General features: G+C 74.9%; 21 protein-coding genes and 1 pseudogene. 6 read left to right on the top strand and 16 right to left on the bottom strand.

Annotated elements, in window-relative coordinates; genetic code table 11:
- Positions 1 to 75 precede the first annotated feature (75 nt).
- The 3 genes from ispG to dxr form a co-directional block, all read right to left on the bottom strand.
- Complete coding sequence (gene ispG, locus DQ238_RS05890) at positions 76 to 1,227, bottom strand: flavodoxin-dependent (E)-4-hydroxy-3-methylbut-2-enyl-diphosphate synthase (protein WP_199506164.1); 1,152 nt, start codon at positions 1,225 to 1,227, stop codon at positions 76 to 78.
- Between the two features lie 87 nt (positions 1,228 to 1,314).
- Positions 1,315 to 2,679 (bottom strand): RIP metalloprotease, encoded by a 1,365-nt coding sequence (locus tag DQ238_RS05885; RefSeq protein ID WP_113780341.1) that lies wholly within the window; start codon positions 2,677 to 2,679, stop codon positions 1,315 to 1,317.
- Positions 2,680 to 2,684: 5 nt separating this feature from the next.
- Complete coding sequence (gene dxr / locus DQ238_RS05880; protein ID WP_113780340.1) at positions 2,685 to 3,887, bottom strand: 1-deoxy-D-xylulose-5-phosphate reductoisomerase; 1,203 nt, start codon at positions 3,885 to 3,887, stop codon at positions 2,685 to 2,687.
- An 88-nt stretch (positions 3,888 to 3,975) separates the two neighbouring features.
- On the opposite strand from dxr, the gene DQ238_RS05875 reads away from it, so the two are divergent.
- The 3 genes from DQ238_RS05875 (at position 3,976) to DQ238_RS05865 (ending at position 6,422) form a co-directional block, all read left to right on the top strand.
- Positions 3,976 to 4,302: a DUF2631 domain-containing protein gene (locus DQ238_RS05875; protein WP_113780339.1), complete on the top strand. Its 327-nt coding sequence runs from the start codon at positions 3,976 to 3,978 to the stop codon at positions 4,300 to 4,302.
- A 204-nt stretch (positions 4,303 to 4,506) separates the two neighbouring features.
- The gene (locus DQ238_RS05870; RefSeq protein WP_113780338.1) at positions 4,507 to 5,457 is read left to right on the top strand and encodes an LPXTG cell wall anchor domain-containing protein; all 951 of its coding nucleotides are present in this window, start codon (positions 4,507 to 4,509) and stop codon (positions 5,455 to 5,457) included.
- Positions 5,458 to 5,459: 2 nt separating this feature from the next.
- Positions 5,460 to 6,422, top strand: a complete 963-nt coding sequence (locus tag DQ238_RS05865) for an LCP family protein (RefSeq protein WP_113780337.1) — start codon at positions 5,460 to 5,462, stop codon at positions 6,420 to 6,422.
- Positions 6,423 to 6,425: 3 nt separating this feature from the next.
- Here the strand turns inward: DQ238_RS05865 and DQ238_RS05860 are convergent, their stop codons facing one another.
- The 3 genes and pseudogenes from DQ238_RS05860 to DQ238_RS05850 form a co-directional block, all read right to left on the bottom strand.
- On the bottom strand, positions 6,426 to 7,139 hold the full coding sequence (locus tag DQ238_RS05860; protein ID WP_113780336.1) for a VIT1/CCC1 transporter family protein: 714 nt from the start codon (positions 7,137 to 7,139) through the stop codon (positions 6,426 to 6,428).
- 194 nt (positions 7,140 to 7,333) lie between these two features.
- A pseudogene (rlmN, locus tag DQ238_RS05855) lies at positions 7,334 to 8,419 on the bottom strand (23S rRNA (adenine(2503)-C(2))-methyltransferase RlmN); the annotation flags it as partial.
- Between the two features lie 79 nt (positions 8,420 to 8,498).
- Positions 8,499 to 9,764 (bottom strand): hypothetical protein, encoded by a 1,266-nt coding sequence (locus tag DQ238_RS05850; protein WP_113780335.1) that lies wholly within the window; start codon positions 9,762 to 9,764, stop codon positions 8,499 to 8,501.
- A gap of 125 nt (positions 9,765 to 9,889) precedes the next feature.
- Here DQ238_RS05850 and DQ238_RS05845 point away from each other — a divergent pair, with 125 nt between their 5' ends.
- Positions 9,890 to 10,654 carry a polyphosphate kinase 2 family protein gene (locus DQ238_RS05845; protein ID WP_113780334.1) on the top strand — a complete coding sequence of 255 codons (765 nt, stop codon included), beginning with the start codon at positions 9,890 to 9,892 and terminating at the stop codon, positions 10,652 to 10,654.
- A gap of 1 nt (position 10,655) precedes the next feature.
- Here DQ238_RS05845 and DQ238_RS05840 read toward each other — a convergent pair whose 3' ends face one another.
- On the bottom strand, positions 10,656 to 11,300 hold the full coding sequence (locus DQ238_RS05840) for an RNA methyltransferase (RefSeq protein ID WP_233495744.1): 645 nt from the start codon (positions 11,298 to 11,300) through the stop codon (positions 10,656 to 10,658).
- Entirely contained in the window at positions 11,297 to 12,316 is a 1,020-nt protein-coding gene (locus DQ238_RS05835; RefSeq protein WP_113780333.1) for a DUF2332 domain-containing protein, read from the bottom strand. Before DQ238_RS05835 ends, DQ238_RS05840 begins: the two co-directional genes overlap by 4 nt.
- Before the next feature lie 18 nt (positions 12,317 to 12,334).
- Here DQ238_RS05835 and DQ238_RS05830 point away from each other — a divergent pair, with 18 nt between their 5' ends.
- Complete coding sequence (locus DQ238_RS05830) at positions 12,335 to 13,432, top strand: GNAT family N-acetyltransferase (RefSeq protein WP_233495743.1); 1,098 nt, start codon at positions 12,335 to 12,337, stop codon at positions 13,430 to 13,432.
- Between the two features lie 42 nt (positions 13,433 to 13,474).
- Here the strand turns inward: DQ238_RS05830 and DQ238_RS05825 are convergent, their stop codons facing one another.
- The 5 genes from DQ238_RS05825 to rpsB form a co-directional block, all read right to left on the bottom strand.
- Entirely contained in the window at positions 13,475 to 14,494 is a 1,020-nt protein-coding gene (locus tag DQ238_RS05825; protein WP_113780331.1) for a phosphatidate cytidylyltransferase, read from the bottom strand.
- Between the two features lie 67 nt (positions 14,495 to 14,561).
- Entirely contained in the window at positions 14,562 to 15,119 is a 558-nt protein-coding gene (frr, locus tag DQ238_RS05820; RefSeq protein ID WP_113780330.1) for a ribosome recycling factor, read from the bottom strand.
- Between the two features lie 73 nt (positions 15,120 to 15,192).
- Positions 15,193 to 15,942: a UMP kinase gene (pyrH, locus tag DQ238_RS05815; protein WP_199506162.1), complete on the bottom strand. Its 750-nt coding sequence runs from the start codon at positions 15,940 to 15,942 to the stop codon at positions 15,193 to 15,195.
- 224 nt (positions 15,943 to 16,166) lie between these two features.
- The gene (gene tsf / locus DQ238_RS05810; RefSeq protein ID WP_113780329.1) at positions 16,167 to 16,982 is read right to left on the bottom strand and encodes a translation elongation factor Ts; all 816 of its coding nucleotides are present in this window, start codon (positions 16,980 to 16,982) and stop codon (positions 16,167 to 16,169) included.
- A gap of 106 nt (positions 16,983 to 17,088) precedes the next feature.
- Positions 17,089 to 18,006 carry a 30S ribosomal protein S2 gene (rpsB, locus tag DQ238_RS05805; protein ID WP_113780328.1) on the bottom strand — a complete coding sequence of 306 codons (918 nt, stop codon included), beginning with the start codon at positions 18,004 to 18,006 and terminating at the stop codon, positions 17,089 to 17,091.
- A 302-nt stretch (positions 18,007 to 18,308) separates the two neighbouring features.
- On the opposite strand from rpsB, the gene DQ238_RS05800 reads away from it, so the two are divergent.
- Positions 18,309 to 18,824 carry a murein hydrolase activator EnvC gene (locus DQ238_RS05800; protein WP_199506157.1) on the top strand — a complete coding sequence of 172 codons (516 nt, stop codon included), beginning with the start codon at positions 18,309 to 18,311 and terminating at the stop codon, positions 18,822 to 18,824.
- A gap of 103 nt (positions 18,825 to 18,927) precedes the next feature.
- Here the strand turns inward: DQ238_RS05800 and DQ238_RS05795 are convergent, their stop codons facing one another.
- The 3 genes from DQ238_RS05795 to DQ238_RS05785 all read right to left on the bottom strand — a co-directional run bounded on the left by DQ238_RS05795 (position 18,928) and on the right by DQ238_RS05785 (position 22,034).
- A complete protein-coding gene (locus DQ238_RS05795) occupies positions 18,928 to 19,764 on the bottom strand; it encodes a HepT-like ribonuclease domain-containing protein (protein ID WP_147263010.1) in 837 nt (278 codons plus the stop codon).
- 420 nt (positions 19,765 to 20,184) lie between these two features.
- Positions 20,185 to 20,985 (bottom strand): RNA polymerase sigma factor WhiG, encoded by an 801-nt coding sequence (gene whiG / locus DQ238_RS05790; RefSeq protein WP_113780326.1) that lies wholly within the window; start codon positions 20,983 to 20,985, stop codon positions 20,185 to 20,187.
- 113 nt (positions 20,986 to 21,098) lie between these two features.
- Positions 21,099 to 22,034 carry a tyrosine recombinase XerC gene (locus DQ238_RS05785; protein ID WP_113780325.1) on the bottom strand — a complete coding sequence of 312 codons (936 nt, stop codon included), beginning with the start codon at positions 22,032 to 22,034 and terminating at the stop codon, positions 21,099 to 21,101.
- Between the last annotated feature and the right edge of the window lie 27 nt (positions 22,035 to 22,061).

Raw genomic sequence — 22,061 nt, 5'->3', positions numbered from 1 at the left:
GGGTGGCGGGGTGGGGGGAAGACACCGGGGTGGCGGGGTGGGGGGAAGACACCGGGGTGCGGAGCACCGGAGTCGTCAGCCGACGGTGACGACGGGCGCACCGGGCGGGGCGCCGGCGTCGACGTGCTCACCGGTCGGCATCTCGGCAGCCAGGCGCAGCGCCTCCTCGATCAGCGTCTCGACGATCTGCGACTCGGGGACGGTCTTGACGACCTCGCCCTTGACGAAGATCTGGCCCTTGCCGTTGCCGGAGGCGACGCCCAGGTCGGCCTCGCGGGCCTCCCCCGGGCCGTTGACGACGCAGCCCATGACCGCGACCCGCAACGGCACCTCGAGCCCGTCCAGCCCGGCGGTGACCTCGTCGGCGAGCCGGTAGACGTCGACCTGGGCGCGGCCGCAGGAGGGGCAGCTGACGATCTCCAGGCCGCGCTGGCGCAGGTTCAGCGACTCGAGGATCTGGGTGCCGACCTTGACCTCCTCCACCGGCGGGGCGGAGAGGGAGACGCGGATGGTGTCGCCGATGCCCTGCGAGAGCAGCGCGCCGAAGGCGACGGCGGACTTGATCGTGCCCTGGAAGGCCGGGCCGGCCTCGGTGACGCCGAGGTGCAGCGGGTAGTCGCACTGCGCGGCGAGCAGCTCGTAGGCGCGCACCATGACCACCGGGTCGTTGTGCTTGACCGAGATCTTGATGTCGCGGAAGTCGTGCTCCTCGAACAGCGAGCACTCCCACAGCGCCGACTCGACCAGCGCCTCCGGGGTGGCCTTGCCGTACTTGGCCAGCAGCCGCTTGTCGAGGGAGCCGGCGTTGACGCCGATGCGGATGGGGATGCCGGCGTCCTGGGCGGCCCGGGCGATCTCGCCGACCCGGTCGTCGAACTTCTTGATGTTGCCGGGGTTGACCCGGACGGCGGCGCAGCCGGCGTCGATCGCCGCGAAGACGTAGCGGGGCTGGAAGTGGATGTCGGCGATCACCGGGATCTGCGACCTCTTCGCGATGATCGGGAGCGCCTCGGCGTCGTCGGTGTCGGGGACGGCGACCCGCACGATCTGGCAGCCGGCGGCGGTGAGCTCGGCGATCTGCTGCAGGGTGGCGTTGACGTCGGCGGTCTTGGTCGTCGTCATCGACTGCACGCTGACCGGGGAGTCGCTGCCGACCCCGACGCCGCCGACGTCGAGCTGGCGGGTCGTGCGGCGGAGGGCCAGGACGGGCGGGGGTGCAGCGGGCATGCCGAGACTGACGGGGGTCGCCATGGCACCCAGTATCGCCCGCTGGGCACGGCGGTGCTGGTGACGGCGCTGTGACCCCGTCCGCGGCTACTGCAGCGTGATGGGGTTGACGATGTCGGCGACCAGCAGCAGCCCGGACAGCGCGATGAACAGGCCGGCGACCACGTAGGCGACCGGCATCAGCCGGGCGATGTCGAACGGTCCGGGGTCGGGCCGGCCGCGCAGCCGGGCGACCACCGACCGCGCCTTCTCGTAGAGCGCACCGGCGATGTGCCCGCCGTCGAGCGGGTAGATCGGCAACAGGTTGAACAGGAACAGCACCAGGTTGATGCTGGCCAGCAGGCTGAGGAAGAAGCTGACCTTCTCCGCGCCGGAGAACGCCTGGATGGAGAAGACCTCGCCGGAGATCCGGCCGACGCCGACGACGCCGACCGGCCCGTTCGCGTCGCGCTGCTCGCCGAGGAAGGCCGCCCGGAACAGCTGCGGGATCTTCTGCGGGATCTCGACCAGCCGCTCCACCGACCTGGCCGTGATCATCCCGGAGTAGCCGGGGACGTCGCTCCACGCCTGGCGGGCCAGCTCGACGGTGGGGGACACGCCCAGGTAGCCGGCGGTCGTGGTCCCCGCGGCGGGGTCCGCGGGATCGGCGTAGACGGTGTTGGGGATCGGCGTGACGGTGAGCTCGCGCCGCTCGCCGTCCCGCTCGACGGTCAGCGCCAGCGGTTGCCCCGGGTGGCTGCGGATCGCCTGCTGCACCGCCGTCCAGCTGTCGTAGGCGGTGCGGGTCAGCGGCTCACCGCCGATCGCCACGATGGTGTCGCCCGGGCGCAGCCCGGCGGCCGCGGCGGGGCTCTGCTGCGGCAGCGCGCAATCGGCCGCGCCGGCCTGGCAGCGCTGTCCGTCGGCGGTGATCGGCACCGAGCACGGGTCCTCGGCGGTGGCGCTGGCGGCCCCGGCCGGCAGCACGCACGCCGGGACCTGGCCCACGGTCGTGGTGAACACGCTGGTGCCGACGACGGTCAGCGTGACCGCGAAGAACACGACGGCCAGCACCAGGTTGTGGAACGGCCCGGCGAACATCACGATCACCCGCTGCCACCACGGCTTCCGGTAGAAGACGCGGTCGCCGTCAGTGGGCAGGACGTCGTTCTGCGCCTGCCCGCGCACCTCGGCGATGAACGAGCGCATCCGGGTGGCGCGCCGGCTCTCGCCCTCCTCGGCGGGCGGGATCATCCCGACGATGCGGATGTAACCCCCGAGCGGGACGGCCTTGAGCCCGTACTCCGTCTCGCCGCGCCACCGCGACCACACCGTCGGGCCGAAGCCCACCATGAACTGCGGCACCCGCATGCCGAACCGCCGGGCCCAGAAGAAGTGGCCGGCCTCGTGGAAGGCGATGGAGAACAGCAGGCCGACGGCGAACGCGACGATCCCGAGGACGGTGAGGAGCACTCCGCTCAGTGTCGGCCTCCGGAGATGGCGGCGCGGGCGTGCTCCCGGGCCCACCGCTCAGCGGCCAGCACGTCGTCCACGCAGGTGGGAACGCCGAGGTCCGGCGCGTCGTCGAGGGTACGCGCGACCAGGTCGACGATGCCGGGGAACGGCAGCCGACCCACCAGGAAGGCGCCGACCGCCTCCTCGTTGGCCGCGTTGTACACCGCCGGTGCCACGCCCCCGGCCTGGCCGGCGGAGCGGGCCAGCCCGACGGCGGGGAACGCCCGCTCGTCCAGCGGCGCGAACTGCCAGGCACTCGCCGTCGACCAGTCCAGCGCCGGCTGGACGTGCGGCAGCCGGTCGGGCCAGGCCAGGGCCAGCGCGATGGGCAGTCGCATGTCCGGCGGGCTGGCCTGGGCGATGGTGGCGCCGTCGGCGAAGGTGACCATCGAGTGCACGATCGACTGTGGGTGCACCACGACGTCGATGTCGGCGTAGGGGACGCCGAAGAGCAGGTGCGCCTCGATGAGCTCCAGGCCCTTGTTGACCAGGGTCGCCGAGTTGATCGTCACGACCGGCCCCATGGCCCAGGTCGGGTGGGCCAGCGCCTGCTCCACGGTGACGTCGGCGAGCTCGGCGGCGCTGCGGCCGCGGAACGGCCCGCCGCTGGCGGTGAGCACCAGCCGGGCCACCTCGCTCATGTGCCCGCCGCGCAGGCACTGGGCCAGGGCGGAGTGCTCGGAGTCGACCGGGACCAGCTGCCCGGGCGCCGCAGCGGCGAGGACGAGGTCACCGCCGGCCACCAGGGACTCCTTGTTGGCCAGGGCGACGGTGCGCCCGGCTCCGAGCGCGGCCAGCGTCGGGCCCAGCCCGATCGAGCCGGTGATCCCGTTGAGGACGACGTCGGCGGGTCGGGCGGCGAGCTCCTCGGCCGCTCGCGGCCCGGCCAGGATCTCCGGCAGGGCGTACTCCCCCGCCGACCAGCCGCGCTTGGACGCGGCGGCGTAGAAGGCCAGCTGCAGGTCCTGGGCGGCGCTCGCGCGGGCCACGGCGACGGTGCGGACGCCGAGGGACAGCGCCTGGTCGCTCAGCAGGCCGACGTCCCCGCCGCCGGCGGCCAGCCCGGTGACGCGCAGCCGGTCGGGGTTCTGCTCGGCCACGGCGATCGCCTGCCGGCCGATCGACCCGGTGGAGCCCAGCACGGTCACCTCGCGCACTCCGGTCACGCCGGCATCCTCCCCGACGCCCGCAGGGCCGCGACGTGCCGTCGTCCCTCGGCAGGTGGGCCGCAGCACGGGCTGCCACAATGGCGCCGTGACCGAGCAGACCCACCGCGAGCGGATCACCACGGACCACCCCGCGACCGACCGGGTCAACCAGCCCCGGCGGGAAGAGGGCATCGTCCGCCGCGACGCCCAGCCGATCGAGCACGAGCGGCCGGAGGACTGGGGCTGGCACGGCGAGACCGGCCGGGCGGGCCGGATCGCCTCGTGGATCGCGATCCTGTTCATCCTCGCCTACCTCGTCGGCAACCACGAGGGCCGCATCGAGGACATCTGGATCGTCGGCATCGCCGTGATCATGATCCTGATCAAGGTGGCCGACTTCTTCCGGCGCAGGAACGCCTGGCGCGCCCAGTGACCGCCTCCTCGTGACCCGAGGCCCGCTCCTCCCGGGAGCGGGCCTCTGGTGTCTGGTGTGACAGGTGGGGCGCGGTGCGCAACCATCGCCAACCGGATGGCGGGACGTCGTCAACTCCCAGCTACAGCACAGGCTGTCACCAGCCGATAGACAGGTCGGAGCAGTCCGGAGCGCCGGACTCCAGACCTGAGCGGAGAGCCGTCGATGTCCCGCACCACCACCCGGATCGCGACCCTGACCGGATTCACCGCCACGACGGCCGCGGCGGGTCTGCTGCTCGCCCCGGCCGCCCTGGCCTCGCCGGCCGCCCCGACGGTCGCCCCGTCCACGGTCACGGGGGAGCAGACGTTCACCGTCTCCGGGACCGACTGTCCGGCGGGTGAGGAGCCCAACCCGAACCTCGTCGCCGTCGTCGTCGAGAACGGTGGGGATGACGGCATCATCGACGTGACCTACCCGGAGGACGACGGGACGTGGTCGCTGGAGCTCGCCTTCGCGCCCGACGCCGCCCCGGGGACCTACGCCGTGCACTCCGCGTGCATGGACTACCTGGGCTTCTACAGCACCGACCCGAACGCCACGCCCACGCCCTCCGTCGAGTACCCGGACGCCCACGTGACCCTCGCCGCCGCCACCGCGACGCCGTCCACCCCGACCACGACCCCGCCTGCCAGCACCCCGAGCACCCCGGCCGGCACCGAGTGGAAGCCGGGCGCGACCCCCAACACCCCGGGCATCGCCAGCACGAACGCCTCGGGCACCACCGGTTCCACCGCGGCGCCCGGCACGAAGGTCGTCAAGGTGCTCAAGGGCTTCAAGCCGCACGAGGTCGTCACCGTGGTGCTGCACTCGACCCCGGTCGTCCTCGGCACCTTCACCGCTGACGCCCAGGGTGTCCTGACCGTGGAGTTCACCCTCCCGGCCGGCACGCCCGAGGGCACCCACCACATCGCCTACGACGGCACCATGGGCAGCCACTTCGAGGAGGCCATCACGGTCAGCGTCGCCGGCGCCGGCCTGGAGACCACGTCCTCGAGCCTGGCCTACACCGGCGCGGACATCGCCGTCCCGCTGGCGGGTGGTGTGGGCCTGGTGCTGCTGGGCGGCGCGACCGTGTTCGCCGCCCGCCGCCGCAAGGAGGCCCCGCAGGTCTGAGCGTGACGGTACGGACGACGGCGGACGCCGGTCGGGGTCGCCCCGACCGGCGTCCGCCGCGTGCCGGGACCGGACGCGCCGTCCTCGCCGTCGTCCTCGCCGCGCTGGTCCTCCTCGGTGCCGACGCCGCGCTGCTCGCCGCCCGCGTCGACCGGGTGGCGGTCGACCTGAACCCGGGGCCGGGCACGACGTGGGTCCTGCTGGGGCTGGACGACCGCGCCGCACTGCCCGCCGGGGCGCCGATGGCGGAGTTCGGAACGGCCGAGCAGGTGCCCGGCAGCCGGGCCGACGTCGTCCTGGTCGTGCACGAGGACGGCGACCGGACCTCGCTGCTGTCGGTCCCCCGGGACCTGCTGGTGCGCGGACCCCGGGTGCCCGAGCGGCTCGCGCTGACCTGGCTGCGCGGACCGCAAGGCACCGTCGACGCCCTGTGCGACCTCGGGATCCCCACCGATCACCTCGTCACGGTCGACCTGGCCGGCTTCGCGGCGGTCGTCGACGCGGTCGGCGGGATCGACCTCGACGTGCCCGTCCCCGTGCGCGACCCCGCGGCCGGCCTGCTCGTCACGGAAGGCGGGCCACAGCACGTCGACGGCCGGACCGCCCTGGCGCTGGTCCGGTCGCGCCATCCCGAGCACCGCGTCGACGGCCGCTGGGTGCCCGTCCCCCCGGACCCCGACGGTCGGGCTTCCGCGGCCGCGACCGTCCTGACCGCGCTCGCCGCCGCTGCGCGGACCGGTGCCCTGCAGCCCGGGCGACTCCAGGCGACCGCGTGGGCGGCCTCGAGTGCGCTCACCGTCGACACCGCGACCTCCCTCGCCGACTTCGCCGCGCTGGCCGGCACGGACCCGTCGAGGGTCGACGTGCTGCCCGGGGAGGCGCGCGACGGCCCCGTCCCGGTCCGCCTGCCCACCGCGGAGACCGCCGACGCGCTGACCGCCGCGGGGCTGTCCTGCCAGCGGTGAGGCTCAGCTGACGCTGACGCCGATCGCCACGCCCACCGCGTAGGTGATCCCCGCCGCGGCCGCGCCGAACAGCAGCTGGCGGCCGGCGGCGAACCACCACGGCCGCGGGGTGAACCGCGAGGACAGCGCGCCGGCCGCGGCCAGCCCGACCCCGCCGCACAGCAGGGCCACCCACAGCAGCGAGACCCCGAACAGGAACGGCAGCAGCGGGATCGCCGCGCCGGTCGCGAAGGTGAGGAACGAGGAGACCGCCGCCGTCGCGGGTGACGGCTTGTCCTCCGGGTTGAGCCCCAGCTCGGCGACGACGTGCAGCCGCAGCGCGACGTCGGGGTCGCGGTGCAGCTGGACGGCGACCCGCTGGGCCAGCTCGTCGTCCACACCGCGGACCCGCAGCATCTGCACCAGCTCGGCCAGCTCGCCGTGCGGGTTGCGCTCCATCTCGCGGCGTTCCTTGGCCACCTCGAGGTCGAGCTGCTCGTTCTGCGTCCGGACCGAGGTGTACTCCCCCAGCGCCATCGAGATGGCCCCGGCCACCAGGCTGGCCACGCCGGAGAGCACGATGGCCCGCGGCGCGGCCCCGCCGCCGCCCACGCCGGCGACCAGCGCGGTGTTGGTCACCAGGCCGTCCATGGCGCCGAAGACGGCGGCCCGCAGCCAGCCGCCGGAGACGTCGGCGTGGGTGTGCTCGTGCGCTTCGGCGGCGGGCGCGCTGCTCATGCGTCCGCCTCCGCCCCGAGCGCGACCGGCGGCTCGGCCTCGGCGCCGTCCCGAGGCTCAGGCCCCCTGCAGGACCCCGCCGTGGCCCCGTCCCGGGTCCCGCCCCGAGCGTGCGAGGGGTGGGAGGACGGGGTCCTTCCACGGCGGGGGGCGAGGGGTCCTTCCGGGGGTCCTCCTGCGGCTCCTTCTGCGGCGGCGGCCAGCTGCCCGCAGGCGCCGTCGATGTCCTGGCCGCGGGTGTCGCGGACCGTCGTCGGCACGCCGGCGGCCCGCAGCCGGGCGACGAACTCGCGCTGGACGGGAAGCGGGCTGGCGTCCCACGGGCTGCCCGGCGTGGGGTTGAGCGGGATGAGGTTGACGTGCGCCCGGCGCCCGGCCAGCAGCCGGCCGAGCAGGTCGGCCCGCTCGGGTTGGTCGTTGACGTCGCGGATGAGCGCGTACTCCACCGAGTAGCGGCGGCCGGTGCGCTCGGCGTAGGCGTCGGCGGCGGCGACGACCTCGGCGACCTCCCAGCGGGTGTTGATCGGCACCAGGCTGTCGCGCAGCTCGTCGTCCGGGGCGTGCAGGCTCACCGCGAGGGTGACGTGCAGCCCCTCCTCGGTGAGCCGGCGGATCGCCGGGACGACGCCGACCGTCGAGACGGTGACCGAGCGCTGGGAGAGCCCCAGGCCGTGCGGGGCCGGCGTGACCAGCGCATCGAGCGTCCTGCGGACCCGCGCGTAGTTGGCCAGCGGCTCCCCCATGCCCATGAACACCACGTTGGACAGCCGCCCCGGTCCGCCCGGGATCTCCCCGCTCGCCATCGCCGCGGCCGCCGCGACCGCCTGGCCGGTGATCTCCGCAGCCGACAGGTTGCGGGTCAGCCCGTTCTGGCCGGTGGCGCAGAAGGGGCAGGCCATGCCGCAGCCGGCCTGGCTGGAGATGCAGACGGTGGCCCGGTCGGGGTAGCGCATGAGCACGCTCTCCACCAGGGCGCCGTCGTGCAACCGCCACAGCGTCTTGCGGGTGCGGCCGCCGTCGGCCGACTGGTGGCGGACCGGGGTGAGCAGGCCCGGCAGCAGCGCGTCGGCGAGCGTCCGGCGCACCGGCGCCGGCAGGTCGGTCATCTGCGCCGGGTCGGTCACGCCCCGGTAGAAGTGCCGCGCCAGCTGGTCGGCGCGGAACGCCGGCTGACCGAGCTCGGTCACGGCCGCGCGCGCCTCCTCGCGGGTCAGGTCGGCGAGGTGGCGGGGCGGCTTGCCCCGGCGGGGGGCGTCGAAGACCAGGGGGAGGGCAGTCATGGCGCACTCCATGGTCCCATCCCCGACCGGTCCCCGGGCTCGCCCGCGGGCCAGATCACTCCCGCCGTGCGGCGTCCGGTCAGCCGGTCGGGGTGGGCGTCGAGGTCGCCGCCGGGGACGGGACGGGGTCGTCCGCCGGACCGGGCGTCGTCGTGGCGTCGTCCTCCGGGGTGGGGGTGGAGGTGGGTTCGGCCGACGGTGTGGCCTCGGGCGTCGAGGTGGGGGTCGGGTCGCTCGAGGGGGTCGCCGGTTCGGCGGTGGGGTCCTCCTCTGCGGCGTCGTCCGGCTGGTCGGCGGGTTCGGGGAGACCCGCCGGGTCCTCCTCCGGCGTGGCGACGTCCGGTCCGGGCGCTGTCCCGTCGGCGGGCCGGTCGGGTGCATGCGCGACCGGGACCGGGACCGCGGCCGGGGCCTGGGCCGGGGCCGGGTCGAGGGCCGGGAGGCTCGGCGCAGCCGGGGTCGGGGTGGGGACGACGGCGGCGGCGCTGGTCGGCGCGGGCGCGCGGACCCGGCCGACCGGGACGTCGACGGCCGCCGCCGGAGCGGCCGCGACGGACGGCGGCGTGGTGGGCACCGGGGCGCTCGGCGCGGCGGCGTCGGCGACGGAGGGCGCGGCGGGCGCGGCGGGCGGCGGCGCAGAGGGCGAGGCCGGTGCGGAGGACGAGGCCGGTGCGGACGACGGGACGGGACCGTCGGCGAGCTGCGCGGCCGGTACCGGAGCGCTCCCGGCGCTGGCCACCAGGGAGGCCCCGGCGATCCCCGCGGCGACGAGGAGAGCGCCGAGCACGGACAGCCAGGTCCACCGGCGCGACCGGACCGTGGCCGGCGGCGCGGCGCGGTCCGGGACCGCGGCAACGGCCTCGAGCGGGGCCGGGGCGGGGCCGCCGTCACGGTCCCCGTCGGGCTCGTCCTCGGCGCGGGCGTCCTCGTCGGGCGCGTTCTCGCCCACGGTGTCGCCCTCACCGGCGGCGGCGTCGTCCGGGTCGTCCGCACCCGAGCCGTCGTCCTCCCCAGCGGGCTCCTCGGCCGGGCGGTCCGCCTCCGACCCGTCGTCCCCGTCGCGGGCGGGTGCCTCGTCGACCGGGCCCGGTCCGCCGCACCCGGCCCCGGCCGCGGCACCGGCCTCCGCGGTCGGTGCGGCGGGAGCGCCCTCCGGCTGCCGGGCCGGACCTCCCCCGGGCTCCTGGGCCTCGGGCTCCCGCACGTCGCCGGCCAACCAGCCCGGCAGCCAGGACTCGTCCCAGTCGTCCGGTCCGGTCGGTTCCCCGACCGCCGCCTCGGGGGCCTCCGCGGCGTCCGCAGGAGGCGGGGGCAGGCCGGTGTCGTCCGGGTGGATCGGTCCCACGGCGCCTCCCTTCCTCACGGTGGGTTATCGGCAGCTGACGTCGAGCAGTGGCCCGGCGAGCGGGTCGGACACCTCACGCGGACCACCGGAGGCGCGACGGGCACGCAGCGGCCAGGCTCGACCGCATGAGCCGGCTCACCGACGTCGACCTGTCGCTCCGCCTGTCCAAGGACGAGGAGAGGAAGCAGCTCAAGGCCGTCCAGCGGCGGCTGGTGCACCTGCGGCTGCTCCTCGGCGGGCAGATCGGGCCGGGCGAGCTGGGGCCGCCGCTGCTCGTGCTGTTCGAGGGCTGGGACGCCTCGGGCAAGGGCGGTGCGATCAAGCGGCTGGTCGAGCGGCTCGACCCGCGGCACGTGCGGGTGGCGCAGTTCGCCGCGCCCACCTACGACGAGAAGCGGCACCACTTCCTGTGGCGCTTCTGGCCGGTGCTGCCGGGGTGGGGCGGCATGGCGGTGCTCGACCGCACCTGGTACGGCCGGGTGCTGGTGGAGCGGGTCGAGGGCTTCGCCCCCGAGGAGGCGTGGCGGCGTGCGTACGGCGAGATCAACGACCTCGAGAAGACGCTGGCCGCTGAGGGCACGGTCATCGTCAAGTTCTGGCTGCACCTGTCGCCCGAGGAGCAGCTGCGCCGCTTCGAGTCCCGCCGCGGCGACCCCTACCGCGCCTGGAAGCTCACCGACGAGGACTGGCGCAACCGCGACAGGCGCGAGGCCTACGCGGCCGCCGTCGAGGAGATGCTCGAGCGCACCGACACCGCCGCGGCGCCCTGGCACGTCATCGCCGCCGAGAACAAGCGCTGGGCGCGGGTGGCGGTCCTCCGGACCGTCTGCGAGGCGGTCGAGGCCGCCCTGCGGGCGCGCGGCGTCGACCCGGACCCGTCGCTGCGGTGAATCAGCGCGGCGCGCCCAGGTCGGCGTGCTGCCGGATCCAGGCGTGCATCGCGATCCCCGCCGCCACCCCGACGTTGAGCGAGCGGGTGGAGCCGAATTGCGCGATGGAGACGGTGACCGCGGCGGCCGCACGGGCCTCCGGCGTCAGGCCCGGCCCCTCCTGGCCGAACAGGAGGACGCTCCGCTGTGGCAGGTCGGCGGTCTCCAACGGCACCGCGCCGGGGGCGTTGTCCACGGCGACCAGCGTCAGACCCTCCCGGGTGGCGTGGGCGGCCAGCCCGGCGACGTCGGCGTGGTGTCGCAGGTGCTGGTACCGGTCGGTCACCATCGCTCCGCGGCGGTTCCAGCGACGTCGTCCCACGATGTGCACCTCGGCGGCGAGGAAGGCGTTCGCCGTCCGGACGACGCTCCCGATGTTGAGGTCGTGGCCGAAGTTCTCGATCGCCACGTGGAACGGGTGCCGCCGCCGGTCCAGGTCGGCGACGATCGCCTCGACCGTCCAGTAGCGGTAGCGGTCGGCGACGTTGCGCCGGTCGCCGTGGGCGAGCAGCTCCGGGTCGTAGCGCGGGTCCTGCGGCCACGGGCCGGGCCAGGGTCCCACGCCGATCGTCGTCCCCCACTCGGTCGGGCCGGGTCCACCGCTCACCGGCCGATCGTCTCCCAGCCACCGGCGAACCAGTCGATCCGCCCGCCGTGCGGCGCGGTCCACGCCACCGGCCGGCCGTCCAGGGAGAGGACGAAGCGGCCGCGGGCCTCGTCGGCATCGGGCAGCTGGGCCTCCACCTCGGGCAGTGCGCCGGGTCCCTCCTGCGCGATCCACCGGACGGGCAGCTCGCGGACGAGCTCGACGAACGCCTTCCGCTGAGCGAGCGGCACGTAGGGCAGCAGCGCCGTGTGGAACACCACGGCGCTGCTGCCGGTGGACACGAGCCCCACCGCCTCCGGCAGCCGGTCGAGCAGGTGGCCGGCCAGCATCCGGACGGGTTCCCGGGCGGCGATCGTCGCGGCGGCATCGAGACGCGCCCGCCGCTCCTCGGCTGCCGACCCCGGCCAGATGAGCGCCTGCAGCCACGCGCGGTCGGCGTCGTCGGCGGGGTCCAGCGGGTCGAGGTCGATCCCGATCCGGGCGGTCACCTCGGGCAGCGCGGCGGGCACCGGGACAGCGCCCGTCGTCGTACAGGTCAGGTGCACCGGGCTGGGCGGGCCGACCGGTCTGCCGTCGTAGTCGTAGCTGTAGCGGTCGGGGTACAGACACAGCCCCGCGGAGGCGCCGACCTCGATGAGCGCCAGCGGGCCCTCGATCAGCCCCAGGAAGGGCAACAGCGCGGTGCAGCGTGCGGCCTCGTTCGTCTGCGTCGCCCGCGCGAGCACGGTGGCTCGCAGCCGATCCGGTTCCTCGAGCACGGCGCCGCGGAGCTCGGCCGGCCCGGCGGGCGTGCCGTGCAGGTACCGGACCGCGGCGAACAACAGGTTCGGCTGCCGCTTGCCGGTCGGCAGGCCGCTCAGGAACCGCAACAGCTCCTCGTCCTCGGCCACCGCGATCGCCAGCCTTGCGTACAGCGGGGAGGCCGTCGCCGCCTCGACCTCGGCGAACCGTCGGTAGCCGGCCGCGATGCGCTCGATCCCGTCGGTGTCCGCCACCGCCGGGGCCTGCTCGCTCATCCGGGCAGGATGGCAGGCGTGAACGACGGCGTCCTCGTGCACCTGACCGAGCCCACGGCCTGGCGGGCAGGGCTGGACGTCGGGGTCCTCCGCCCGCCGTCGCTGGCGACCGAGGGCTTCGTGTACCTGTCCACGCCGGAGCAGGTGCACCTCCCGGCGGCCCGGCTGTTCCCCGGCCGGCGGGACCTCGTGCTGCTCGTCGTCGACCGCGACCGGCTGCGAGAGGACCCCCTCCTGGGTCCCCTCGCGAGCTCGGGGACGCCCTGGAGGGGGCCACACCTGCACGGGCCCCTGCCGGTGTCCGCCGTCGTCGCCGTGGTGCCGTACCGGCCGCCGGCCGAGCCGGACCTGCCCGCACCGGAGGACGCCCTCGGCCGGGCGCTGGCGCTGCAGCTGTCGCTGCGGGTGCGGCGGGCGGCGGAGGTGCGCGACGTCCCAGGCGGCGTCGCCGTCCGCGATCCGCGCTACCCCCACTCCCGCGACGACAACCGGCTGCTGCTCTCCTCGCCGGTGGACGCCGGCACCATCGAGCAGGTCACGGCCGCGGTCGCCGCCGACGCCGGCTGGCCGCACCGGGCCGCGACGCTGCGCTGGGCCGGTGCCGGCACGGTCGCCGCCCAGCTCGCCCGGCGCGGCTGGGAGGTGCTCGAGCTGCTGGTCATGGCCCGGGCCGCCGAGCCCCTGCCGGGGGGCGAGCGCGCCGAGGTGGTGCCGCAGGAGGAGGTGCACGGACTGTGGGAGCGCTCGTGGCGGCGCGACCTGCCCGCGGGAGCCGACCTGGACGAGGTCGTCACCCAGCTCGTCGGCCGCGAGCACCGCAACGACGCGGTGGTGGCGGTGAGCGACGTCGTCGTCCGGGAAGGCGCTGCGGTGGTGTCCGCGGGGCAGCTGCGGGTGGACGGCGCGACGGCCGCCGTCGAGTCCGTCGTCACCGAACCCGGGGCCCGGGGGCGGGGGCACGCCGACGCCGTCCTCGCCCGGCTGCTCACCTCCGCCGCGGACGCCGGGTGCGACCTCGTCGTGCTCGAGGCGGACGCCGCGGACTGGCCGCAGCACTGGTACACCCGGCGGGGCTTCCGGGTCGTCGGGTCGACGTGGGAGGTCGCCGCATCCTGACCCCACGGCCCTCTCCCGGGACCCGCCCCGAGCGGGGGTCCCTCAGGCCGGAGCGACCCAGGACAGCAGCAGGTAGGCCACGGCGGCCGAGGGCAGCAGCGAGTCCAGCCGGTCCATGATCCCGCCGTGGCCGGGCAGGAGCTGGCCCATGTCCTTGATGCCGAGGTCGCGCTTGACCAGCGACTCGCCGAGGTCGCCGATGGTCGCGCTCGCCGCCAGCGCGATCCCGAACAGCACCCCGCCCCACCACGGACCGTCGAGGGCGAGCACCACGATCGGCGTGGCGACGAGCACGCAGGCGACCACCGATCCGGCCATCCCCTCCCAGGACTTCTTGGGGCTGACAGAGGGGGCCATGGGGTGCCTGCCGAACAGCACGCCCGCCGCGTAGCCGCCGACGTCGTTGCCGACCACGGTGGCGATGAACGCCAGCACCCGCGCCGCGCCGTCGTCGGGTACCAGCAGCAGGACGGCGAACCCGGCGAGCAGCGGGACGTAGAGGGCGACCAGGACGCCGGCCGAGGTGTCCCGCAGGTAGCCCTCGGGGCCGTCCCCGAGCCGCCACAGCAGGACGGCGAGGACGGTGAGCAACAGCCCGACGACCAGGCCGGAGGGGCCGCGCGTCCAGGCCAGGGCGGTCATCGCCAGCGCACCGACCAGCACCGGCACCAGGGGCGCGCGGACGCCGCCGGCCGCCAGGGCGCGGGTCAGCTCGACGACGCCGACGAGGACGGCGGCGGTCAGGACCAGCAGGAACGCGGGGCGGTACACCAGCAGCGAGGTCAGGATGACCGCACCGAGGCCGAGGCCCACGCCGATGGCGGCGACCAGGTTGCGCCCGGCCCGCCCCGGGGGCTTGCCCGGCGACACGTGGGCGCCTCCGCCGTCCGGGACCTCGTGGGCCGGCCCCGGGGTGGCCGGCTCGGCGGTCGCCGGCTCCGCCACCGGCAGGTCCGCCGTCGGCAGGTCCGCCGTCGGCAGCTCCGTCACCGGCCGCGGTGGAGGAGGCGCCGGGAGCGGGCCGACGATGGGGATCGGCCCGGTGTCGCGGTCGGTCGTCATGGGCGGACGGAGGTCATGGGTGCACGGAGGTCATGGGCGCACGGAGGTCATGGGCGCAGGCGGCGGCTCAGACCTCGAGCAGCTCGGACTCCTTGTGCTTGACCGCCTCGTCGATGCCGTGCACGTGCTTGGCGGTGAGGTCGTCGAGCTCCTTCTCCGCCCGGCGCACCTCGTCCTCGCCGGCCTCGCCGTCCCGGACGATCCGGTCGAGCTCGTCCTTGGCCCGGCGCCGCACGTTGCGGACGGCCACCTTGGCGTCCTCGCCCTTGTGTCGGGCCATCTTGACCAGGTCGCGGCGGCGCTCCTCGGTCAGCTGCGGGAAGACCACGCGGATGATCTGGCCGTCGTTGGTCGGGTTGACGCCCAGGTCGCTGTCGCGGATGGCCTTCTCGATGGCCGACAGCTGGCTGTTGTCGTACGGCTTGATGACCGCCATCCGCGCCTCGGGCACGGTGATCGACGACATCTGCGGCACCGGCGTGGGCGCTCCGTAGTAGTCGACCAGGACCTTGCTGAACATGCTCGGGGCCGCGCGGCCGGTGCGCACCGAGCCGAGGTCCTCCCGCGCGACCGACAGGGCCTTGTCCATCCGCTCCTCGGCGTCGAGCAGGGTGTCGTCGATCACGGGTCTCTCCTCCTGGTGCGGCGGAGCCTCCGCCGCGGGCGTCACGGGTCTGCGGGCGGGTCGGCGTCGGCGGTCAGTCCGGGTCGCTGATCAGCGTCCCGATCCTCTCACCTGCCACGGCACGGGCGATGTTGCCGTCGCGCAGCAGGTTGAACACGACGATCGGCATGCGGTTGTCCATGCACAGGCTGATCGCCGTCGCGTCGGCCACCTTGAGCTGCTTGGCCAGTACCGTGCCGTAGTCGAGGTCGTCGTACATGACGGCGTCCGGGTTGGCGCGCGGGTCGTCGTCGTAGACGCCGTCCACACCGTTCTTGCCCATCAGCAGGACCTGGCACTCGATCTCCAGCGCCCGCTGGGCGGCCACCGTGTCGGTGGAGAAGTACGGCATGCCGGCGCCGGCGCCGAAGATCACCAGGCGCCCCTTCTCCAGGTGCCGGATGGCCTTGCGCGGGATGTAGGGCTCGGCGACCTGCCCCATGGTGATCGCCGACTGCACGCGGGTCTCCAGCCCGGCCTTCTCGCAGAAGTCCTGCAGCGCCAGGCAGTTCATGACCGTGCCCAGCATGCCCATGTAGTCGGCCTTGGTGCGGTCCATGCCGGCCTGGGAGAGCTCGGCGCCGCGGAAGAAGTTGCCGCCGCCCATGACGACCGCCACCTGGGCCCCCTTGCCGACCACCTCGGCCAGCTGGGTGGCGATGCCCTTGACGATCTCGGCGTCCACGCCGACCCTGCCCCCGCCGAAGGTCTCCCCCGACAGCTTGAGCAGGACCCGCTTGTACCCGGCCCGGTCGGCGGGCTGGAAGGCGGTCGGCGCGGACAGCGGCACGGTGGCACTCGGCGCGGCGGTGTCGGTCAACGGTTCTCCCCTCGCTGCGGTCCCCTGATCCTGCCGCATCCGCCTCGCGTCCTCTCCCGGGCAGGGGCTCCCGCGTTCGGGCCCCGACACACCGCCGGCCCCGTCCCGGAGGGGACGGGGCCGGCGGTCGGCCTCCCTGCAGGGTCCCGCCGCGAGCCTGCAAGGGGTGGGGAGGACGGGTTCCTCGTTCAGGCCTGGCCGACCTCGAAGCGGGCGAACCGCTCCACGGTCAGGCCGGCCTCGTCGACGATCTGCTCGACCGTGCGCTTGGGCTCGGTGATCGACGGCTGCTCGAGCAGGACGAAGTCCTTGTAGTAGGCGTTGACCCGACCCTCGACGATCCTGCTGATCGCCTGCTCGGGCTTGCCCTCCTCCTTGGCGGTCTGCTCGGCCACGCGCCGCTCGGTCTCGACCACCTCGACCGGCACCTCGTCGCGGGTCAGGTAGCGCGGGCGCGCGGCGGCGATGTGCATCGCCAGGGCGCGCGCGGCGTCCTCGCTGCCGCCGCTGTACTGCACGGCGACACCGATGGCCGGGGGCAGGTCGGTGGCCCGCTTGTGCAGGTAAGTGGCCGTCTGGCCGTCGAACACGACGAACCGGTTGAGCACCAGCTTCTCACCGATGCGGGCCGACTCGGCCTCGACGAGGGCGGCGACGGTCTGGCCGTCGACCTCGGTGGCCAGCGCGGCGTCGACGTCGGCCGGCCGGGTCTCGAGGACGACGTCGAGCAGGCGCTCGGCCAGCGCGACGAAGTCGGCGTTCTTGGCGACGAAGTCGGTCTCGCAGTCGAGCTCGAGCAGCGCGCCGTCCTTGGTGACCACGACGCCGTTCGTGGTCGAGCGCTCGAGGCGCTTGCCGACGTCCTTGGCGCCCTTGATGCGCAGCAGCTCGACGGCCTTGTCGTAGTCGCCGTCGGCCTCGGTGAGCGCCTTCTTGCAGTCCATCATGCCGGCGCCGGTGGCGTCGCGGAGACGCTTGACGTCGGCTGCGGTGAAGCCAGCCATGTCACTTCCCTCGATGTCTGGGTGGTGTGGTGCGGGGAAAGCACGGTCGGCCCCGTCCGGAGGCTCACCCCGAGCCTGCGAGGGGTGAGAGGGACGGGGTCCTTCTTCAGACGACGTTGGCGTCCTTGCCGCCGCTGGTGGCGGGGATGCCCTCGACCGGGGCGACCTCGCCGACGGTGACGGTCGGCGGGTCGGCCGGGGTCTCCGGCAGCGGGGCGGGCTCGGCGGCATCGCCCTGCTGGCCGGTGAGCAGCTCGCGCTCCCAGTCGGCCAGCGGCTCGTCGCCGCCGATGGCCTGCTCGCCGCCGTCCTCGCGCCCGGCGTTGGCCTGCGCGGCCGAGCGGGCCATGAGGCCCTCGGCGACGGCGTCGGCGACCACGCGGGTGAGCAGCGCGGCGCTGCGGATGGCGTCGTCGTTGCCCGGGATCTTGTAGTCGACCTCGTCGGGGTCGCAGTTGGTGTCGAGGATCGCCACGACCGGGATGCCCAGCTTGCGGGCCTCACCGACGGCGATGTGTTCCTTCTTGGTGTCGACGACCCAGATGGCGCTGGGCACCTTCTGCATGTCGCGGATGCCGCCGAGGCTGCGCTCCAGCTTGGCCTTCTCCCGGGTCAGGCCGAGCTGCTCCTTCTTGGACAGGCCGGCCATGACGCCGGTCTGCTCCATGTCCTCGAGCTCCTTGAGCCGCTGCAGCCGCCGGTGGACGGTGGAGAAGTTGGTGAGCATGCCGCCCAGCCAGCGCTGGTTGACGTAGGGCATGCCGACCCGCTGCGCCTGCTCGGCGACGACCTCCTGCGCCTGGCGCTTGGTGCCGACGAACAGGATCGTGCCGCCGTGCGCGACCGTCTGCTTGACGAAGTCGTAGGCACGGTCGATGTAGCCGAGCGTCTGCTGCAGGTCGATGATGTAGATGCCGTTGCGCTCGGTGAAGATGAAGCGCTTCATCTTCGGGTTCCACCGGCGGGTCTGGTGCCCGAAGTGGACGCCGCTGTCGAGCAGCTGCTTCATGCTGACGACTGCCATGGCCGCAGCCTCTCTGTTCTGCGCGCGGCCGCTGGCGGCCGCGCTGCTCGGTTGTCGCGGGCACCGGGTGGCGCACCGCCCTGGCGTCCGGCTGCGCCACTGTGCCCGCGGTGCTGATGGGACCGAGGTGGCGGCTGACCCGCTCGGAGCGGGTGTGAGGACGCGCGAAGTCGATCCGCGCGGGGCGGACCGCGCCTGTCAGCATACGCCTCGTCGGGAACCGGTTTCCCCAGCGGCCGGGGCCGTCCACAGGTGAGCCCAGACCGCCCCGCCCCGTCGGCGCCGGACCCAGGCTCGCCGACGTGCGCCTCGCCGTCCTCGCTCCCCTGCTGCTCGCGGCGGCCCTGCTCTGCGCCGCCGTCCCCGCGAACGCCGCGCCCGCGACCGGCGCTGGTCCGGACGCGACGGTCGCGGTGCTCTGGCAGCGGCCCGTGGACGGCGCGGTGACCCGCCCGTTCGACCCGCCGCCGGACCGCTACGGCGCCGGGCACCGGGGGGTGGACCTGGCCGGGTCGCCGGGTTCGGCCGTGCTGGCTGCGGGGGACGGCGTCGTCGCTTTCGCGGGGATGGTGGCCGGACGGCCGGTCGTGAGCGTCGACCACGCCGGTGGCCTGCGGACCACCTACGAGCCGGTCGACCCGACCGTCGGCGCCGGCCAGGTGGTCACCCGCGGCTCTCCGCTGGGCACGCTGGCCGCCGGGCACGCGGGGTGCCCGGCGGCGGCCTGCCTGCACTGGGGGCTGCGCCGCGGGCAGACCTACCTCGACCCGCTCGGCCTGCTGGAACCGCCCGAGGTGCGACTGCTGCCGCTCGGGTGAGTCGGGTCGCTGCCCTGCTCCTGCCGTGCCGCTGGATGCGTGCCCGTGGCGCCTCGACCGGACCTGGGCCGCGACCTCCTCCCGCTCGTGACCGTGCTCACAGTCAGTCCTGACGGGCCGCGACCCAGCGCGACGTCAGCTCGATGAAGCGCACGAGGTCACCGACGTCGTCGAGGTTGGCGACCACCCGGTCGTCGTCCACCTCGGCGTACTGGTGCGCGAGCACGTTGTGGAAGCCGACGGCAGCGGCGAACCGCACCGCCAGCGCGTCGTGGACGACCGCCTGGGCGCCGAGGAGCCGGACGCTGTCCGCGTTGGACCGCGGGGGGCCCCAGCCCTCGGAGGCGCACAGGTGCTGCGCGATGTCGACCAGCGTCTCCAGAGCCGTCACGAAGCGGTACTTGAGGCCACTCAGGCGCTCCTCGTCGGCGCGCAGCGCGACCCGGTCCTGCGCCGCCCGTGCCTGCAGGTAGGCGACCTCCACGTCGAGGCGACGCAGCAGCGCGACGACGCGTTCGACGTCAACCATCCGCCGGGCCGCGAGGAAGTCCCGGTTGGCCGCTCTGCGGCGCCACACCTCGTCGAAGTAGCGCAGCCGGGTGTCGGCCTCCCATCGCACGCGCGCGGGCGGGTCGTCGTCGAACAGCAGGGCGCCGTCCACGGCCACCCGGCCGGCGACATCGAGCGGCAGGCGGTCGAGCGCGACCAGGTCGACGACGTCGGGGAGGTCCAGCGTCCACGGACGGCTGTCCGGATCGTCGAACCAGGCCGCGACGTCGAGGTCCGACGCCGCCCGCGGGGACCCGTGGACGCGACTGCCGTGCACGTACGCGAAGCGCGCCCCCGCGGCGCGCAGCGCGGCGACCAGTCGCTCGCGGTCGACGCCGGCCGCCTGGACACCGTCGTCGCGCCGCACGCCTCCCACACGCGCATGTCCCATGCCGCATCGGGTCCTTCCTGCGCCCACCCGCGCCGCGGGGATCCGTTCCAGCCCGCGGGCACCGTCCGTACCCGTCGCAGGTCCAGCCGGTGTCCGGCCGCGACACCGGCGTTGCTGCTGCCACGGACGGGGACGGCGCCGGGGACCTCGTGGAGGTGCTCGACCGTGGGAAGGGGTGTGGGAGGAGCGGAGCAGCGCCTCCCACCGTTGGTGGCCGGCGGAGCCACGCCCGACGGTGTGGTCCCCGAGCCGATCCCACTCGACCAGCAGCAGGAGACGCCGGGCCGCTGGAGCCAGCGCGACAGCGTCGACCACCGCGGTTCGGGCATCGCCGCGGTCATCGACCGGGCCGGGCGGAGGCCGCTCCGAACGCCTCCCCTGGCCGAACCGGTGGCAGCGGGTGCATCGAGGAGCACGGGATCACGCGATGTCGGCCAGCTTGGAGCGCAGGTGCAGGACGGCCTTGGTGTGCAGCTGGCAGATGCGGCTCTCGGTGACGCCGAGCACGCGGCCGATGTCGGCCAGGGTCAGGCCCTCGAAGTAGTAGAGGCTGACCACGACCTTCTCCCTCTCGGGCAGCTGCTCGACCGCGCGGGCCAGCAGCTGACGGGCCTCGCCGTGCTCGGCCACGGCCTGCGGGTCCAACGCCCGGGTGTCCTGCAGCGTGTCGACCAGCCGAGGGGCGCCGCCCTCGTCGTCGGAGAGCAGCTCGTCGAGGGCGACGACGTTGACCAGCGAGAGCTGGCCGAGGAACCTGCGGACCTCCTCGACGTCCATGTCCATCTCCGCGGCCACCTCCTCCTCGGTGGGGCTGCGCTGCAGCCGGCTCTCCAGGGCGGCGACGGTCCGCTCGTACTGGCGGGCCCGCATCCGCACCGACCGCGGGATCCAGTCGGTGCTGCGCAGCTCGTCGATGATCGCCCCGCGGATGCGCGCCATCGCGTAGCTCTCGAACTTCACCTCCCGCGAGGGTTGGTAACGGGTGATCGCGTCGATCAGCCCGAAGGTGCCGTAGGAGACCAGGTCGGCCTGCTCGACGTGCGCCGGCAGGCCGCTGCCCACGCGCCCGGCGACGTACTTGACCAGCGGCGCGTAGTGCAGGATCAGCCGGTCCCGCAGCGCCGGGTCACGGTCGGTGACGTAGTCGGCCCACAGCTCGGCCAGCGCGGCGTCGGCGTCGTCGCGGGTCTCGTCGAGCCGGTCGATGGTGGCCTCGGGCACTGTCTGCGCTCCCGGCTGTCGGAGACCGGCGGTCGGCGGCCTCGGGGTGGGGACGGTGGTGCGCGATCCGGTGGCGCGCACGGCAACTCTCTCAGACACGGACGGCGGTCCTCTCAGGCGCGCGGGTGCGCTTGGGCGTGGACGGCCCGGAGCCGCTCCACGGTCACGTGCGTGTAGATCTGGGTGGTCGCGAGGCTGGCGTGGCCGAGCAGCTCCTGGACCGAGCGCAGGTCGGCGCCGCCCTCGAGCACGTGCGTGGCCGCGGAGTGCCGCAGCCCGTGCGGACCGATGTCGGGGGCACCGGGGGCGGCCGCCACGGCCGCGTGCACGGTGCGCCGGGCCTCCCGGGGGTCGAGGCGGCGTCCGCGCACCCCGAGCAGCAGCGCCGGCCCGGACCGGTCGGTGACCAGGGCGGGCCGGCCGCGGGTGAGCCAGGCGTCCAGGGCCCGCTCGGCCGGGGCACCGTAGGGCGCGCTGCGCTCCTTGCGTCCCTTGCCGAGCACGCGCAGCAGCCGCCGGCCGCGGTCGACGTCGTCCACGTCGAGCCCGACCAGTTCGCTGACCCGGATGCCGCTGGCGTAGAGCAGCTCGAGGACGAGGGCGTCGCGCAGGCCGACCGGCTCCTCGGCACCGGCGGCCGACTCCACCACCGTCCGCGCCTGGTCGGGGGCGAGCACGTCGGGCAGGGTGCGGTGCGCCTTCGGACTGACCAGCCGCAGGCCGACGTCCTCGGGGCTCAGCCCGGCCCGCCGCGCCCAGCCGGTGAACGAGCGGGCCGCGGCGGCCCGGCGGGCGGTGGTGGCCCGCCCGGCGCCGCGGGTGCGGCCCTGCGCCAGCCAGCTGCGCAGGGTCGCCAGGTCGAGGTCGTCGACGCGCCCGCCACCGCGCCGGACGAGGTGGTCCAGCAGCCAGACGGCGTCACCGACGTAGGCGCGCACGGTGTGCTCGGACAGGTCCCGCTGTGAGCGCAGGTGCTCCTCGTAGCCGGCCAGCGCCTCGGCCAGCGGCGGCGGCAGCGCGGCGCGCGCGTCGGCGGTACGGGCGGTCACCCGGGAACGGTCCGACGCGGTCCGGTG

Origin of the sequence: Geodermatophilus sp. TF02-6, from assembly GCF_003319115.1 — a bacterium.
GTDB lineage: Bacteria > Actinomycetota > Actinomycetes > Mycobacteriales > Geodermatophilaceae > Geodermatophilus.
Note: the sequence above shows the minus strand (reverse complement) of the source record. Positions and strands in the feature narration are given on the sequence as shown.